At 72.6% G+C, this 14,481-nt stretch carries 15 protein-coding genes and 1 riboswitch; of the genes, 8 read left to right on the top strand and 7 right to left on the bottom strand.

The window, feature by feature from the left end:
- Positions 1-42: 42 nt before the first annotated feature.
- Genes FFT09_RS11360 through FFT09_RS11350 form a run of 3 tightly spaced genes read left to right on the top strand, consistent with a single transcriptional unit; the run spans position 43 to position 4,058 of the window.
- Positions 43-741, top strand: coding sequence for a phosphatidylserine decarboxylase (locus FFT09_RS11360; RefSeq protein WP_081191759.1), 699 nt, complete (start codon positions 43-45; stop codon positions 739-741).
- Between the two features lie 3 nt (positions 742-744).
- Positions 745-1,722 carry a CDP-alcohol phosphatidyltransferase family protein gene (locus tag FFT09_RS11355; protein WP_138382656.1) on the top strand — a complete coding sequence of 326 codons (978 nt, stop codon included), beginning with the start codon at positions 745-747 and terminating at the stop codon, positions 1,720-1,722.
- A 38-nt stretch (positions 1,723-1,760) separates the two neighbouring features.
- On the top strand, positions 1,761-4,058 hold the full coding sequence (locus FFT09_RS11350; protein WP_138382655.1) for an AAA family ATPase: 2,298 nt from the start codon (positions 1,761-1,763) through the stop codon (positions 4,056-4,058).
- Positions 4,059-4,069: 11 nt separating this feature from the next.
- Here the strand turns inward: FFT09_RS11350 and FFT09_RS11345 are convergent, their stop codons facing one another.
- Entirely contained in the window at positions 4,070-4,768 is a 699-nt protein-coding gene (locus FFT09_RS11345; protein WP_081191762.1) for a LytR C-terminal domain-containing protein, read from the bottom strand.
- A complete protein-coding gene (locus FFT09_RS11340; RefSeq protein WP_024875271.1) occupies positions 4,765-5,079 on the bottom strand; it encodes a DUF3263 domain-containing protein in 315 nt (104 codons plus the stop codon). Before FFT09_RS11340 ends, FFT09_RS11345 begins: the two co-directional genes overlap by 4 nt.
- A 131-nt stretch (positions 5,080-5,210) precedes the next feature.
- Between FFT09_RS11340 and FFT09_RS11335 the strand changes: the two genes are divergently transcribed.
- The 4 genes from FFT09_RS11335 to thiD (FFT09_RS11320) all read left to right on the top strand — a co-directional run bounded on the left by FFT09_RS11335 (position 5,211) and on the right by thiD (FFT09_RS11320) (position 9,414).
- Positions 5,211-5,762 carry a peptide deformylase gene (locus tag FFT09_RS11335; protein ID WP_024875272.1) on the top strand — a complete coding sequence of 184 codons (552 nt, stop codon included), beginning with the start codon at positions 5,211-5,213 and terminating at the stop codon, positions 5,760-5,762.
- A gap of 85 nt (positions 5,763-5,847) precedes the next feature.
- Positions 5,848-6,777: a S1C family serine protease gene (locus tag FFT09_RS11330; RefSeq protein WP_081191763.1), complete on the top strand. Its 930-nt coding sequence runs from the start codon at positions 5,848-5,850 to the stop codon at positions 6,775-6,777.
- Positions 6,778-6,937: 160 nt separating this feature from the next.
- Positions 6,938-8,575, top strand: a complete 1,638-nt coding sequence (thiC, locus tag FFT09_RS11325; protein WP_081191764.1) for a phosphomethylpyrimidine synthase ThiC — start codon at positions 6,938-6,940, stop codon at positions 8,573-8,575.
- Entirely contained in the window at positions 8,575-9,414 is an 840-nt protein-coding gene (gene thiD, locus FFT09_RS11320; RefSeq protein WP_138382654.1) for a bifunctional hydroxymethylpyrimidine kinase/phosphomethylpyrimidine kinase, read from the top strand. Before thiC ends, thiD (FFT09_RS11320) begins: the two co-directional genes overlap by 1 nt.
- A gap of 56 nt (positions 9,415-9,470) precedes the next feature.
- Here the strand turns inward: thiD (FFT09_RS11320) and FFT09_RS11315 are convergent, their stop codons facing one another.
- Positions 9,471-10,670 (bottom strand): phosphodiester glycosidase family protein, encoded by a 1,200-nt coding sequence (locus FFT09_RS11315; protein WP_138382653.1) that lies wholly within the window; start codon positions 10,668-10,670, stop codon positions 9,471-9,473.
- 150 nt (positions 10,671-10,820) lie between these two features.
- On the opposite strand from FFT09_RS11315, the gene thiD (FFT09_RS11310) reads away from it, so the two are divergent.
- A complete protein-coding gene (thiD, locus tag FFT09_RS11310) occupies positions 10,821-11,654 on the top strand; it encodes a bifunctional hydroxymethylpyrimidine kinase/phosphomethylpyrimidine kinase (protein ID WP_138382652.1) in 834 nt (277 codons plus the stop codon).
- A 17-nt stretch (positions 11,655-11,671) separates the two neighbouring features.
- On the opposite strand, the gene FFT09_RS11305 is transcribed toward thiD (FFT09_RS11310), so the two are convergent.
- The 4 genes from FFT09_RS11305 to thiO form a co-directional block, all read right to left on the bottom strand.
- Positions 11,672-12,118 carry a MarR family winged helix-turn-helix transcriptional regulator gene (locus FFT09_RS11305; RefSeq protein ID WP_024875279.1) on the bottom strand — a complete coding sequence of 149 codons (447 nt, stop codon included), beginning with the start codon at positions 12,116-12,118 and terminating at the stop codon, positions 11,672-11,674.
- Between the two features lie 92 nt (positions 12,119-12,210).
- Positions 12,211-13,005, bottom strand: coding sequence for a thiazole synthase (gene thiG, locus FFT09_RS11300; RefSeq protein ID WP_138382651.1), 795 nt, complete (start codon positions 13,003-13,005; stop codon positions 12,211-12,213).
- Between the two features lie 5 nt (positions 13,006-13,010).
- Positions 13,011-13,220: a sulfur carrier protein ThiS gene (gene thiS, locus FFT09_RS11295; RefSeq protein WP_081191769.1), complete on the bottom strand. Its 210-nt coding sequence runs from the start codon at positions 13,218-13,220 to the stop codon at positions 13,011-13,013.
- The gene (thiO, locus tag FFT09_RS11290; protein ID WP_138382650.1) at positions 13,198-14,343 is read right to left on the bottom strand and encodes a glycine oxidase ThiO; all 1,146 of its coding nucleotides are present in this window, start codon (positions 14,341-14,343) and stop codon (positions 13,198-13,200) included. The genes thiS and thiO overlap by 23 nt, the downstream gene beginning before the upstream one ends.
- A riboswitch (TPP riboswitch) is annotated at positions 14,339-14,452 on the bottom strand. (Overlaps the previous gene by 5 nt.)
- Positions 14,453-14,481: the final 29 nt, after the last annotated feature.

Here is a 14,481-nt window from a genome sequence, read left to right as displayed (position 1 = left end):
GCGGACGGCACCCGGCCCGTCCATACGGAAAAATCGGGGTTCATGAGCGCCAACTCGCTCGGCCACGCCGCGCGCCTCGTCCGTGACACCCTCCCTCCCCTGCACCCCGCGGGACGCCCGTTCGTCGCGGGCGGAGCGGTCGCCACCCTCCTGTTACGCAAGCTCTCGCCCCGCCTCGGCCTGCTGGCCGGGCTGGGTACCGTCGCCACGGCGGCGTTCTTCCGTGAGCCGCGCCGCGTGCCGCCGACCGGTGACGGGCTGGTGCTGTCGGCGGCCGACGGCCTGGTGTCGTTGATCGAGGACGTGCCGCCTCCGCCCGAGCTCGGGCTGCCCGGCCAGCCGCTGACCCGCGTGAGCGTGTTCCTCTCGATGTTCGATGTTCACGTCCAGCGAACACCGCTGAGCGGTACGGTCGAGAAGGTGTCCTACCGGCCCGGCGCGTTCCTCTCCGCCGACCTCGACAAGGCCAGCGAGGACAACGAACGCAACTCCGTGGTGCTGCGCACCGAGGACGGCACCAGGCTGGTCGTCGTCCAGATCGCGGGGCTTGTGGCACGGCGTATCCTCTGCCAGGTCGGTGAGGGCGATCACGTCGAAGCCGGGTCGACCTACGGTGTGATCCGGTTCGGCTCGCGGGTGGATACCTACCTGCCGCCCGGGAGCCGGGTGCTGGTCCGCAAGGGTCAGCGCACGATCGGCGGCGAGACCCCACTCGCCGAACTCGGAGCTGCGAAGGACTGATACATGTCCCGGACCACACCCGGCGTCCGCCTGCTGCCCAACGCGATCACCGTGCTCGCGCTGTGCGCGGGACTGTCCGCGGTGCAGTTCGCGCTGAACGGCCAGTTCGGACTGGCGATCGGTGCCATCGGCATCGCCGCGGTGCTCGACAGCCTCGACGGCCGGATCGCCCGGCTGCTCGACGCCAGCACGCGGATGGGCGCGGAACTCGACTCGCTGTCCGACGCGATCTCGTTCGGGGTGGCACCGGCGCTGGTGCTCTACGTCTGGCTGCCCGACCCCGGCCGGTTCGGCTGGGTCGCCGCGCTGATCTTCGCGGTGTGCATGGTGTTGCGGCTGGCCCGCTTCAACACGCTGCTCGACGAGGACCAGCCGCCGTACGCGAACGAGTTCTTCGTCGGCGTGCCCGCGCCCGCGGGCGGCCTGCTCGCACTGCTGCCGATGATGGCCAGCCTCGAATTCGGCCAGGGCTGGTGGTCGGCGGAGGCGGTCGTCTGGGTGTGGACGGTGGCGATCTCCGCGCTGTGCATCAGCAGAATGCCGACGCTGTCGGTGAAGAAGCTGCGGGTACCGGCCAAGGCCGCCGCTCCGCTGCTGGTCGTGGTGGGGCTGGCCGCTGCCGCGACGATCCAGTACCCGCTCTTCGTGCTAATGAGCATCCTGGTGCTGTACCTGCTGCACCTGCCCTACGGCGTCTGGCGGTACCACTGGCTGGCGAACCACCCCGAGGCGTGGGACGCACCGGCCAAGGAGCGCAGGGCGATCCGCCGCAGGCGCACGCAGCGCAGGATCGGGCTGCGCAAGCCCCAGTTCCACAAGGTCGCGGGCGCCGCTCGCCGCGCGGTGAAGCGCCCGAGGACCACGGCGCACGTGCCGAGGGTGTACCCGGCCGAGAACGTCGCCCCGCCGCGGGCGCGCTCGGGCGCACGGGGCCGACGGCGCGACTGGCGGCGGATCGGATTGCGGTCGGGCCGGGATTGAGCCCACCGAGCGTGTCCACTCGTGTCTAGAGTGGTTCCGTGACGTCACCTCAACTGTCGCTGACCGTTCGGCACACCACGTCCGCGCTCGACTCCCGCCGGGGCATCGTGCGCCTCCATCCGGAGATCCTCGACGCGCTGGGCCTGCGTGCGTGGGACGCGGTACGGCTCACCGGTGCGCGGGCCAGCGCGGCGCTGGCCGCGAGTGCGCCCGGCTCGTCGGCGCCCGGCGTGGTGCTGGTCGACGACGTGACCATGGCGAACCTCGGCGTCGCCGAGGGGGCCGAGGTGGTCGTGGAACCGTGTGACGTCACACCCGCGCGCGGTGTGACGGTCGCGGGTTCGCGGCTGGCCAGGATGTCGCTGACACCGCACACGCTGCGCCTGGCCCTGCTGGGCAAGGTCTTCACCGTGGGCGACGCCGTCTCGCTGCTGCCGCAGGACGTGGCACCGCCGCCGGGATCGGACGTCTCCGCCGTGCGCGGCACGCTGTCGCGCACCGTCGGGGCGAGCTGGACCACCGAACTGCTGACCATCACGGCCACCGAACCGGCGGGCCCGGTCACGGTCGGCCAGGCCACCGTGGTGTCGTGGCGCGGCGACGACGTGACCGGCGATGTGACCGGCGCGCAGACCGCGGAGGGCACGGGAGCCGCCGCCACCACGGTGCTCCCGACGACCGAGGCGGAACACACCTCGCCAGCGTCAGGTGCCGGAGCGCCTGCCGAACCGGCGTCCGCCCCGACCGGCCCGGACGAAGCGCCGCCTCCGGTGGCGGATCTCGCCGGTGCCGAACAGGCCGCGAAGCGGCTGGCGGAATGGTTCGACCTGGCGTTCCACCGTCCTGACCTGCTCGCCCGGCTGGGTACCTCGGCCCGGCTCGGAGTGCTGCTGTCCGGCGCCGAAGGCGTCGGCAAGGCCACGCTGGTGCGGTCGGTGGCCCACGCCGAGGACGCCGCCGTGGTGACGCTGGAAGGCCCGACGCTGGCGGTGCTGGAGCCCGACGCGGCGCTGAGGCGGCTCGCGGACGCCGTGGCCGCCGCGAGGTCGGCCGAACGCGGGTCACGCCGGGGCGTCCTGCTGCTGACGGACGTCGACACGGTGCTGCCGTCCTCGCAGCCGCCGCCGGTCGCGACGGTGCTGCTCGACCGGCTGCGCGACGCGCTCGCGGGCGCCGAGATCGCCGTGGTGGCCACCACGGCCCACCCCGAGTCGGTGGACCCCCGCCTGCGCGCGGTGGACCTGCTCGACCGGGAGCTGCGGCTCGGCATGCCCGACGGCCGGACCCGGACGGAGATGCTCAACGTGCTGCTGCGCGACATCCCGCTCGAATCCGGGGTCGACCTCGGCGCGGTGGCCGAGCGCACGCCGGGCTTCGTGGCCGCCGACCTGGTGGCCCTGCGCAGGGACGCCGCCCTGCGCGCCGCGCTGCGGCAGCCCGAGGGAACCGAGCCACGGGTGAGCCAGCAGGACCTGCTGGAGGCGGTGGGATCGGTGCGCCCGCTGTCGCTGTCCACCACGGACACCCTGTCGACCGGCGGCATCACCCTGGACGACGTGGGCGACATGACGGAGGTCAAGCAGTCGCTGACGGAGTCGGTGCTGTGGCCGCTGCGCTACCCCGACTCGTTCGCCCGGCTCGGAGTCGCCCCGCCCAGGGGCGTGCTCGTCTACGGCCCGCCCGGCAACGGCAAGACCTTCCTCGTGCGGGCGCTGGCGGGCACCGGCGCGCTGAACGTCTTCTCGGTCAAGGGCGCCGAGCTGATGGACAAGTGGGTCGGTGAGTCGGAGCGCGCGGTGCGGGAACTGTTCGGCAGGGCCGCCGAGGCCGCTCCTTCGCTGATCTTTCTGGACGAGGTGGACGCGCTGGCTCCCCGCCGGGGCCAGTCCGGCGACTCCGGCGCCTCCGACCGGGTGGTGGCCGCGCTGCTGACCGAACTGGACGGTGTGGAGCCGCTGCGCGACGTCGTGGTCGTTGCCGCCACGAACCGCCCCGAGCTGGTCGACCCCGCTCTGCTGCGGCCGGGCAGGCTCGAACGGCTGATCTACGTGCCGCCGCCGGACGCCGAGGCACGCGCCCAGATCCTGCGGGCGGGAGCGCGGAACACACCGCTCGCGGGAGACGTCGACCTCGACGAGCTGGCCGCCTCGCTCGACGGCTACTCCGCGGCCGACTGCGCTGCCCTGATCAGGGAGGCCGCGCTGGCCGCCATGCGGGAGTCGCTCGACGCCAGCGAGGTCACCGCCCAGCACGTGGCCAGGGCCAGGGACGCGGTGCGGCCCTCGCTCGACCCGGCGCAGCTCGCCGAGCTGGAGGCGTACGCCCGCTCGCGGTGAGCGGCCGGGAGCTACTTGCCGTGCGGGTTCTCGTAGTCGCGTGCCACGATCACGATGACACCGGGACTGGCGTCGGCGATCCCGTCGAAGCGGGGCTCGACTCGCATCCCGAAGCTGTCGGCCAGCGACCGCGCGGCGGACTCCTCGTCGGTGCCCGGCCGGAAGTACACCGTGGTCTCGGGGATGACCCCGGCGGAGTAGTTGCCGGTCTCGACGACGTCCCAGCCCTCGGCCCGGAGATCGCCCGACGCCTCGGCGGCGAGCCCGCCGATGTTGCTGTTGTTGTAGACCCGCACCGCGACCCCGGTGTCGTCGGACACCGGCTGGTCACGACCGTCACCGGTGCCCGGGTCGGAGTCGCGACCGCCGTCGGCGCCGCCGGGCTCGTCCGTGCCGTCGCTACCGTCACCGTCGGGGTCGTCGGCGTCACCGTCACCGCCGTCACCCGGCCGGTCGCCCCCGTCGGGCTGCCCAGGCTCGGACGAGTCCGACGGCGCCTGCGGCGAGGAGGAGGGCTCGCCGTCGGGACGGGAGTCCTCGCCCTCGTCCGGCGGGGGTGCGGACGAACTGGCCGCCGCGTTGTCCGGATTGCCGGAGTCGCCGCCCGAGACGAGCGTGACGCCACCGACCGCGGCCGCGACCACGGCGACCGCGAGCAGGCCCAGCCCGGTGGCCCGCAGCGGCCTGGACACCCCGTCGAGAATGCTCATGGCAGTTCAATCCCCAACCGCCGTGCCGCGCGGGTGCGCTGCCGGGAGGCCCGCACCTTCCGGAGCCGCTTCACCAGCATCGGGTCCGCGCGCACGGCTTCCGGCTTGTCGATCAGCTTGTTCAGAATCTGGTAGTAGCGCGTGGGAGACACCCCGAACCGGTCGCGGATCGCCTGTTCCTTGGCTCCCGCGTACTTCCACCACTGCCGTTCGAACGCGAGTACCTCCAGCTCACGCTGGGTGAGTTCGCTGTGGGGCCGGGCCTGCGGGGACGGCTGCCCATCCGGCGTCGTCGACTCCGCGGCGTCCATTCCGCTCCCTCGTCAGCTCAGGTGATCATGGCTGTCTCCCGGGTTGCCATTAGATCACGAGAGACACGCCGGTGCCCGGAGCACGCCCGGCGCGTCAGGGTGGCGGTCCGGCTCGCCTAAGATGACGAAACGTGACCATCCACGCCATTCGCATCGCAGGCGATCCCGTGCTGCACCAGCCCACCCGTGAGGTGTCGGCCTTCGACGACGCGCTGGCCACGCTCGCCGACGACATGTTCGAGACGATGTACGCCGCCGAGGGCGTGGGGCTCGCCGCCAACCAGATCGGCGTGGACCTGCGCCTGTTCGTCTACGACTGCCCCGACGACGAGGGCGTGCAGCACAAGGGACTCGTCGTCAACCCCCGCCTGGAGACCTCCGAGATCCCGGAGACCATGCCGGACCCGGACGACGACTGGGAGGGCTGCCTCTCCGTGCCCGGCGAGTCGTTCCCGACCGGCCGGGCCGCGTGGGCCAGGGTCACGGGTGTCGACCTCGCGGGCGAGGCACTGAAGGTCGAGGGCACCGGCTACTTCGCCCGCTGCCTCCAGCACGAGACCGACCACCTCGACGGCCACCTCTATCTCGACCGGCTCGTCGGCAGGAACGCGCGGGCGGCGAAGAAAATGCTGAAGGCGAACAAGTGGGGCGTGCCGGGCAACAGCTGGCTCCCGGAGTCCTGAGCTACGCCGTCGGCGAACGCCGGTGCGTGAGCGGCCCGCACCGGCGCAGAATGGCGGTGACGGTGTACTTCGACAGGGGCCGCTCATGTCCGACGCCGATTCCGAACACGACGCGTTCGACGCCTACTCGCGCCTGGTCAGCTCCACCGCGCGATCGGTGACGCCGCACGTCGCCGCCGTCCGGCTGGGCCGCGGCGGCGGTTCGGCCGTCGTGTACGCCGACGACGGCTTCCTGCTCACCAACGCGCACGTCGTCGGCCACGCGCGCGAGGGGACGGCGACGTTCGCCGACGGGGCGGAAGCGGAGTTCGACGTCGTCGGCACCGATCCGCTGTCGGACCTGGCCGTCGTCCGGGTCGGGGGCGAGCCGCCCGAAGCCGCGCGGTTCGGCGACGCCGACGCGCTGGTGGTGGGTCAGCTCGTGGTCGCGATCGGCAGCCCGCTGGGCTTCGCGGGTTCGGTGACGGCCGGCGTGGTCAGCGCGCTCGGTCGCGCCCTGCCGGTGCGCCAGGGCAACGCGGCGAGGGTGATCGAGGACGTGATCCAGACCGACGCGGCGCTCAACCCCGGTAACTCCGGCGGCGCGCTCGCCGACTCGGCGGGCCGGGTGGTGGGAATCAACACCGCGGTCGCGGGCATCGGGCTCGGCCTGGCTGTGCCGATCAACGCGACGACCCGGCGGATCATCGACACGCTGCTCGTCGAGGGCAGGGTGCGCCGGGCGTACCTCGGGATCGTCGGGGTGCCCGCGCCGCTGCCCGACGACGTGGCGGCACGCACCGGCCAGACGGCGGGCCTGCGCGTCGTCGAGGTCGTCGGCGGCGGGCCCGCCCACCGCGCCGGGATCAAGCCGGGTGATCTCGTGCTGACGGTCGGGCGGGAACAGGTCGCCGACGCGCAGGGCGTTCAGCGGCAGCTCTTCGCCGAGGTCATCGGCACGCGGCTGCCGGTGACCGTGCTGCGCGGCGGCGCGATGGTCGACGTGATCGCCTCGCCCACCGAACTGGTGGGTTGAGTCGAGCCCCTCCGCGTGGCATGGTCGACGGGACAACGTGAAAAGTCGCGGGAGCTCGCGCCTTGGCGGGCTGAGAGGGCGGCTGGTGTCCGTGTCCGGACCCGGTGCCGCCGACCGCAGGAACCTGACTGGGTAATGCCAGCGTAGGGAGTGAGATTTCTTGACGGCCACGGACGGCGCCGAGGTTCGGCCCAGCATCACCACCGGCCCCATCACGGGATCGCGCAAGGTCCACCACGTCACCGGCTCGGGGCTGCGGGTTCCGGCCCGCCGCATCGACCTGTCGAACGGCGAGCACTTCGACGTCTACGACACCTCCGGCCCCTACACCGATCCGAACGCCACAATAGACGTCCACAGCGGACTGACACCGATCCGGGAGCCCTGGCTCGCCGACCGGAAGCACGACACCCAGCTCGGCTGGGCGAAGGCAGGTGTGGTCACCCGCGAGATGGAGTTCGTGGCCGCACGGGAGCGCGTCGACCCGGAGTTCGTCCGCTCGGAGGTGGCCCTCGGCCGGGCGGTCATTCCCGCCAACCGCGCCCATCCCGAGACGGAACCGATGATCATCGGCAAGAACTTCCTCGTGAAGGTCAACGCCAACATGGGAAACTCCGCAGTCTGGTCCTCTGTGGAGGAAGAAGTCGACAAGATGGTGTGGGCAACCCGTTGGGGCGCCGACACCATCATGGACCTCTCCACGGGACGGCGGATCCACGAGACCAGGGAGTGGCTGCTGCGCAACTCGCCCGTGCCCGTGGGCACCGTGCCGATCTACCAGGCGCTCGAAAAGGTCGGCGGCGATCCTGCGAGATTGTCGTGGGAGGTCTACCGCGACACCGTGATCGAGCAGTGTGAGCAGGGTGTCGACTACATGACCGTCCACGCGGGAGTGTTGCTGCGCTACGTCCCGCTCACGGCCCGCCGGGTCACCGGCATCGTCTCGCGGGGCGGATCGATCATGGCGGCATGGTGCCTGGCGCACCACACCGAGTCGTTCCTGTACACGCACTTCGAGGAGCTGTGCGAGATCCTGCGCTCCTACGACGTGACGTTCTCGCTCGGCGACGGCCTGCGGCCCGGCTCGATCGCCGACGCCAACGACCGCGCCCAGTTCGCCGAGCTGGAGACACTGGGCGAGCTGACTCACCTCGCCAGGCAGCACGACGTGCAGGTGATGGTCGAAGGGCCCGGCCACGTGCCCATGCACAAGATCAAGGAGAACGTGGAGCTGGAGGAACGGCTCTGCGGCGAGGCCCCGTTCTACACCCTCGGGCCGCTGGCCACCGACATCGCGCCCGCCTACGACCACATCACCTCGGCCATCGGCGCGGCCCAGATCGGCTGGTACGGCACGGCGATGCTCTGTTACGTGACACCGAAGGAGCACCTCGGACTGCCCGACCGTGACGACGTCAAGACCGGCGTCATCACCTACAAGATCGCCGCCCACGCTGCCGACCTCGCGAAGGGTCACCCCTACGCGCAGGAGTGGGACGACGCGCTGTCCACGGCTCGCTTCGAGTTCCGCTGGCACGACCAGTTCGCGCTCTCCCTCGACCCGGACACCGCGCGGGCGTTCCACGACGAGACGCTGCCCGCCGAGGCGGCCAAGACGGCGCACTTCTGCTCGATGTGCGGGCCCAAGTTCTGCTCGATGCGCATCACCCAGGACGTGCGCGCCTACGCCGAGGAACACGGGCTCACCAGCATGACGGCCATCGAGGAGGGTATGCGGGAGAAGTCGCGCGAGTTCACCGAGCGCGGCGGCCAGGTGTACCTGCCGGTGGTGGAGTGATGACGGAGACACCCAAGACGGCGTTGACGATCGCCGGGTCCGACTCGGGCGGCGGCGCGGGCATCCAGGCGGACCTGCGGACGTTCTTCGCCTGCGGCGTTCACGGGCTCACGGCACTCACGGCGGTGACCGTGCAGAACTCCGTGGGTGTCCACGGGTTCACGGAGATCCCCGCCGACGTGGTGGCGGCGCAGATCGAAACCGTGGCCGGCGACATGGGTGTGAACGCGGCGAAGACCGGCATGCTCGCCACGGCTGAGATCATCGCGACCGTCGCCGCCACCGTGGACGCCGTCGGCATCGGCCGGGGGCGCCGCGTCCCGTTCGTGGTCGATCCCGTCGCCGCGTCGATGCACGGCGACCCGCTGCTGCGCGAGGAGGCGCTGGAGGCGATCCGCACCGAACTCCTGCCCAGGGCCACGGTGGTGACTCCGAACCTCGACGAGGTGCGGCTGCTCACCGGAATCTCCGTCACCGAGGAGGCGGGGCAGCGGGAGGCGGCCGAGGCGCTGCTGGCCTTCGGTCCACAGTGGGTGCTCGTCAAGGGTGGGCATCTCGCGGGCAGCACCCGGTGCGTGGACCTGCTCTCCGACGGCACGCACGTGGTCGAACTGGAGGGACGCCGGTACGACACGCCGCACACGCACGGCGGTGGCGACACGCTCGCCTCGGCGGTCACCGCGCACCTGGCCAAGGGCCTCGGCGTGCCCGACGCCGTGTCGGTGGGCAAGCGGTTCATCGAGCGGTGCGTGGCCGAGTCCTACCCGCTGGGCCAGGGAGTCGGGCCCGTGTCCCCGTTCTGGCGACTCGCTCCCGACTCCCCCGCCCCGGCCGACTGACGCCGTGTCCGCAGCCCACGTAGTCGTGTCCGCAGGCTGCGTAGTCGTGTCCCCGCTCAGCGCGGGAACACGCCCACGCCGTTGGCGACGGCACGCGGCTGCCCGTCCGACGGCGTGTTCACGACGGTGACCCGCGCGGCGCCCGGCTCGCGAGTCACCATCGTCGACGAACCGCCGCCGTCGAGATTGACCACGTCGGTGGCGCCGAACGAGCGCACCAGCTCGGCCAACTCGGCCACGGTCATGCCCGCGCTGTCGTCCGAGCGCCCGTCCACGACGACCAGCCACACGGTGCGCCCGTCGGCGCTGACTCCTGCCGCGGTGCGGGGAGCGAGCACGGTGTCGTCCAGGCCCCGGAGGTCGTCGCCCCCGCGCACGATGGGAAAGCCGCCCACGGCGAAGGACAGCGGCGGCCCGTCGAAGGTCGTCAGGTCGTGGCGCACAAGGACCCGGTCGCCCTCGTCCAGTGCCTCCAGTTCCGCCGCGCCGTCCTCCCTGCCGACGAGCACCACGGTGTCCTCGGGGATCGGGCCATCGCCGGGCCGGTCGCGTTCGGCGACCACGACACCGTCGCGGACGACGACCTCCTCGGTCTGTTCGCTGCACGGCGCGGTGCGGCTGGTGTCGCTGCCACAGGTGGCCCGCACGCGGTTGGCGTCACCCCATTCGCTGGTGAACACGGCGATGCCGTCCTCGGCCAGCGCATAGGTGTTGTAGCCCTCGATGTCGTAGCGCAGCGGCCCGGACCGAACCGTGCCCGTCAGGCGGAGTTCGCCGACCCTCGCCTGGCGGTTCACCCCGACGCCGAGCACGTCGCGGGTGGAGGTGGTCGCGGGCAGTGCGGGGCCGAACCGCTGTGCGTCGGGAACGGCGGCCTTGAGGTCCTGCCCCTCCGCCACCGCCGGTCCAACGGAGGCACCCGTCGCCGCCACACCCTCATGGGAGGACGAGATGTTGAAGAAGTCGCCGTTGACCCCGGCGAGTGCGCCCTGGGCTTCGGCCAGGTCGGGGATCTCGTCGGTGGCGGCCACGCTGCCGGGGTGGAGCAGGTCGAGCCGCGCGTGCCGCAGGTCCACGGCCAGCAGGTGCCCACGCACGGGGCCGTGCGCGGTGGTCAGGTCCAGCGGCCGGTAGCCGACGCCGTCGGCGAGCGACTCGCCCGGTTCGGCCACGGCGGGCGTGGCGGGCAGGACGAGGCAGGCGGCGGCGACCGCCAACGCGACGCCCCGGCGCCGCGATGAGGGAGAGATCGTCATGCGGGCGAGGCTGGCACGGTCCGCTGCCCCGAGGCCGAGCACGACCCGGCGAGTCGGTGAACACGCGCTGAACGACTGCCCGAACGGGTGAAGCCGGGTCCCCCGGGACCTGCGACCGGTGGGCCGGAGGTGGTCCACCACACTGGGGACATGAGCGAGATGCGACCGCCGTCGGCGCTGACCATCGCGGGATCGGACTCGGGAGGCGCGGCCGGGCTGGAGGCCGACCTGCGCACGTTCCTCACGTGCGGTGTTCACGGGCTCGTCGCCGTCACGGCGGTGACGGTGCAGAACACGCTCGGCGTACACGACCGCTCGGACATCCCCGCGCGGGTCGTGGCAGGCCAGATCGAGGCCGTCGCCGACGACATGGGCGTGGACGCCGCCAAGACCGGGATGCTCGCCTCAGCCGAGATCATCGAGGCGGTCGCGGACGCCTGCGAGCGGGTGGGCATTGGCGGCGACACCGGGGTGCCGTTCGTCGTCGACCCCGTGGCCGCGTCCATGCACGGCCACCCGCTGTTCGACGACGCTGGCCTGGCAGTCCTGCGCGAGCGCCTGCTGCCCGTGGCGACCGTGCTGACGCCCAACCTCGACGAGGTGCGCCTGCTGACCGGCCTAGAGGTCACCGGCAGGGAGCAGATGCGGGACGCGGCCGTGGCGCTGCGGGAGCTCGGTCCTCGCTCCGTGCTCGTGAAGTCGGGGCACCTCACCGACGACCCCGAGTGCGTGGATCTGCTCTTCGACGGCACCACGTTCGTGGAGCTGCCGGGGCCTCGGCACGACACGCCGCACACGCACGGCGCGGGCGACGCGATGGCCTCGGCGCTCACCGCGGGTCTCGCCCGCGGCATGTCCGTCACCGAGGCCGCCCTCTTCGGCAAGTGGTACGTCTCCCACGCCGTCGAGCACTCCTACCCCATGGGCGCGAAGGTGGGCCCGGTGTCGGCGTTCTGGCGGGTGGCCGACGAACCGGCGCGGTAGCGCCGCCACCGGCCGGGTCAGTCCCGGCGTTCTTCGTCACCCAGCAGGGCTTCGAGTGCGGGCACCGCCGCGTCGAGCGACCGCCGGTGCTCCGGTGAGAGCCGCTCGATGCGCGTGCTCAGCTCGTGGATGCGGGTGGAACGCACGTCGGACAGCAGTCGCGTGCCCTCGTCGGTGAGCGCCACCAGCCACGCCCTGCGGTCCACGGGATCGGACTCACGGTGCACGTACCCGGCGTCGACCAGGGCGGACACGATGCGCGACATGGTGGCCGCCGCGACGCCCTCCCTGGCGGCGAGGTCACCCAGCCGCATCCGCCCGCACGCGCTCAGCGTCGCCATGGCCGAGATGGCGCCGTGGCCGGGCCCCGGCGCGCTCGCCTGCCGCAGCGACCGCGACAGCCTTCCGATGATGAGGAACAGCCTGCCGGGTACGTCGGGCGACGACTCGGTCGAGTCGGTCACGTCGGCTCCTTCGATGCGCGCTCCGCTCACGTGGCCGGAGATTGCCGTACACCTTACGTGCCGGTCCCGTCACCGCGAATCCGGCCGCGCGATCATCGGGGAGGGCTGGAAGCCTGTGCCCAGAAGCGCCGGGGTACGCGCCCGGCCTGCCGCGCCAGCCGTCCCGCGACCACGGCGGAACGCATGGCGTGCGCCATCCGTTCCGGGTCCTGCGCGCGCGTGACCGCCGTGGACAGCAGCACGCCGTCGCAGCCGAGTTCCATCGCCAGCGCGGCGTCGGAGGCGGTGCCGATCCCCGCGTCGAGCACGATCGGCACGCTCGCCCTCGACGTGATCAGCTCGATGTTGTGCGGGTTGCGGACGCCGAGCCCCGTCCCGATCGGCGAGCCCAGCGGCATCACCGCCACGCACCCGGCCTCCTCCAGCCGCAGCGCCAGCACGGGGTCGTCATTGGTGTACGCCATGACGGCGAACCCGTCGGCCACCAGCTGCTCGGCGGCCTCCAGCGTCTCCACCGGGTCGGGCAGCAATGTCCGGTCGTCGGCGTGGACCTCCAGTTTCACCAGCGCGGTGCCGAGTGCCTCCCTGGCCAGCCGCGCCGTGAGCACGGCCTCGGCCGCGGTCCGGCACCCCGCCGTGTTCGGCAGCAGCTCGATGCCCAGGCGGCGCAGCAGGTCGAGCACGCCCGAGCCGCCCTCGGCGTCCGCGCGCCGCATCGCGACCGTCGTCAGCTCGGTGCCGGACGCCACCAGAGCCCGCTCCAGCACCTTCAGGTTGCTCGCTCCCCCGGTTCCGATGATCAACCGCGAGGTCAGCTTGTGGTCGTTGACGACGAACTGGTCGCCGTCGTCCGCGCTGGCGTCGCGTGTCGCCGGTTCGGTGTTCATCGGTCTCACCCTCCCTGCACGGCTGTCAGGATCTCCACCTCGGCGCCGTCGGCCACCACGACCTCCGGCCAGTGGCCGCGCCGGACCACCTCGCCGTCGACGGCCACCGCGATCCCCCGGGCGCCGTTCGCGTCGCCGACGGCGGTTCCCACCACGTCGGCGACCGTGCTGCCGTCGGCCAGTTCCCGTTGCTCACCGTTGACGGAGACCCGCATCGATGCGCTCCTCACTGCTGTTGCGGTCCGGTCGTGCCTCGCTCGTCCCCTCGGGGGGCTCGGTGCCCGCGAGCCAGGCCAGCACGGCGTCGGCCGTGACGGGCGCCAGCAGCAGGCCGTTGCGGTGGTGCCCGGTCGCCGCGTACACGCCGTCGCGCAGCGGCCCCAGGTACGGCACGGTGTCGTCGCTGCCGGCGCGCAGGCCCGCGGAGGTCTCGGTCAGCTCGTACTCCGCGACGCCGGGGAACACGCGCTCGGCCGCGTCGAGCAGCTCCCGCACGCCACGCGCCGTCACCGTGGTGTCGAAGCCCGCCTCGTACTGCGTGGCACCCACCACCAGGCCACCGCCGGTTCTCGGCACCAGGTACACGGGGCGGCCCTCCACCACGGCGCGCACGGTGCGGGCCGGCGGCGGCACCGTGCCCCGCCGGGCACGCAGGCGCAGGATCTCCCCCTTCAGCGGACGCACCGCCCCGGCCAGCTGGGGGTGCAGGGTGCCGCTGTGGGCGCCCGCGGCGAGCACCACGGCGGCGAACCGGCGCGGCCCGGACTCGGTCCACACGGTGTCGGCGGCGAGTGCCCGCGCCGATTCCGGCACGAACTCCACACCACGCAGCCTCGCCGCCGCCAGCAGTGCCTCCAGCAGCGCGCGGTTGTCCACGAACAGGTCGCCCGGGACCAGCAACCCGGCACGGACGGGGCCCAGCCCAGGTTCGGTGCGGCGCAGCTGGCGGCCCGTGACGAACGTGGCCTGCCTGCCGAGACCGGTGAGATAGCGCGCCAGCACGTCGAGTTGCTCGGCGTCGGCACCGTCGAACGCGGCCACGACCGTGCCCGACTCGGACAGGCCGCTACCGGGGTGCGTGCCCTCGGCGCGCAGGTCGGCCGCGAACCGCGGCCAGCGGCGCAGCGACTCCTCCCCCAAGGCCAGCGCGGCTTCCTCGCCGGGCCACGCCTCCGCGACGGGGGCGAGCATCCCGCCTGCCACCCACGATGCCCCGCCCCGCGCGGGCCGGGGGTCGAGCACGGTGACCCGGTGGCCCTCGGCGGCGGCCCGCCACGCCACGGCAAGGCCGATGACGCCCGCGCCCACGACCGCCAGGCCGTCCGAGCTGTCGTTCATGAGAGATCACGCTCCCTGCGCCGGCATGATCCGGATCAGGTTCCACGGTCGGAGCGAGTTCGCTGCCTCGCTCCCTCTCAGCCCTCGCCGGGCTCCCGTGCGGACGTCCCCAGCCTACTCCCGCGTCGGCGGAGGTCT

The sequence above is a fragment of the Saccharomonospora piscinae genome (assembly GCF_005862235.1).
Taxonomy (GTDB): domain Bacteria; phylum Actinomycetota; class Actinomycetes; order Mycobacteriales; family Pseudonocardiaceae; genus Saccharomonospora; species Saccharomonospora piscinae.
This window is presented reverse-complemented; position numbering and strand designations above follow the sequence as displayed.

What these genes read in the sequence shown, in the direction of transcription:
- FFT09_RS11360 (WP_081191759.1), top strand. Translation starts at nt 43, where the DNA reads ATGAGCGCCAACTCGCTCGGCCACGCCGCGCGCCTCGTCCGTGACACC.
- FFT09_RS11355 (WP_138382656.1), top strand. Translation starts at nt 745, where the DNA reads ATGTCCCGGACCACACCCGGCGTCCGCCTGCTGCCCAACGCGATCACC.
- FFT09_RS11345 (WP_081191762.1), bottom strand. Translation starts at nt 4,768, where the DNA reads ATGAGCATTCTCGACGGGGTGTCCAGGCCGCTGCGGGCCACCGGGCTG.
- FFT09_RS11340 (WP_024875271.1), bottom strand. Translation starts at nt 5,079, where the DNA reads ATGGACGCCGCGGAGTCGACGACGCCGGATGGGCAGCCGTCCCCGCAG.
- FFT09_RS11330 (WP_081191763.1), top strand. Translation starts at nt 5,848, where the DNA reads ATGTCCGACGCCGATTCCGAACACGACGCGTTCGACGCCTACTCGCGC.
- thiD (WP_138382654.1), top strand. Translation starts at nt 8,575, where the DNA reads ATGACGGAGACACCCAAGACGGCGTTGACGATCGCCGGGTCCGACTCG.
- FFT09_RS11315 (WP_138382653.1), bottom strand. Translation starts at nt 10,670, where the DNA reads ATGACGATCTCTCCCTCATCGCGGCGCCGGGGCGTCGCGTTGGCGGTC.
- thiD (WP_138382652.1), top strand. Translation starts at nt 10,821, where the DNA reads ATGAGCGAGATGCGACCGCCGTCGGCGCTGACCATCGCGGGATCGGAC.
- thiG (WP_138382651.1), bottom strand. Translation starts at nt 13,005, where the DNA reads ATGAACACCGAACCGGCGACACGCGACGCCAGCGCGGACGACGGCGAC.
- thiS (WP_081191769.1), bottom strand. Translation starts at nt 13,220, where the DNA reads ATGCGGGTCTCCGTCAACGGTGAGCAACGGGAACTGGCCGACGGCAGC.
- thiO (WP_138382650.1), bottom strand. Translation starts at nt 14,343, where the DNA reads ATGAACGACAGCTCGGACGGCCTGGCGGTCGTGGGCGCGGGCGTCATC.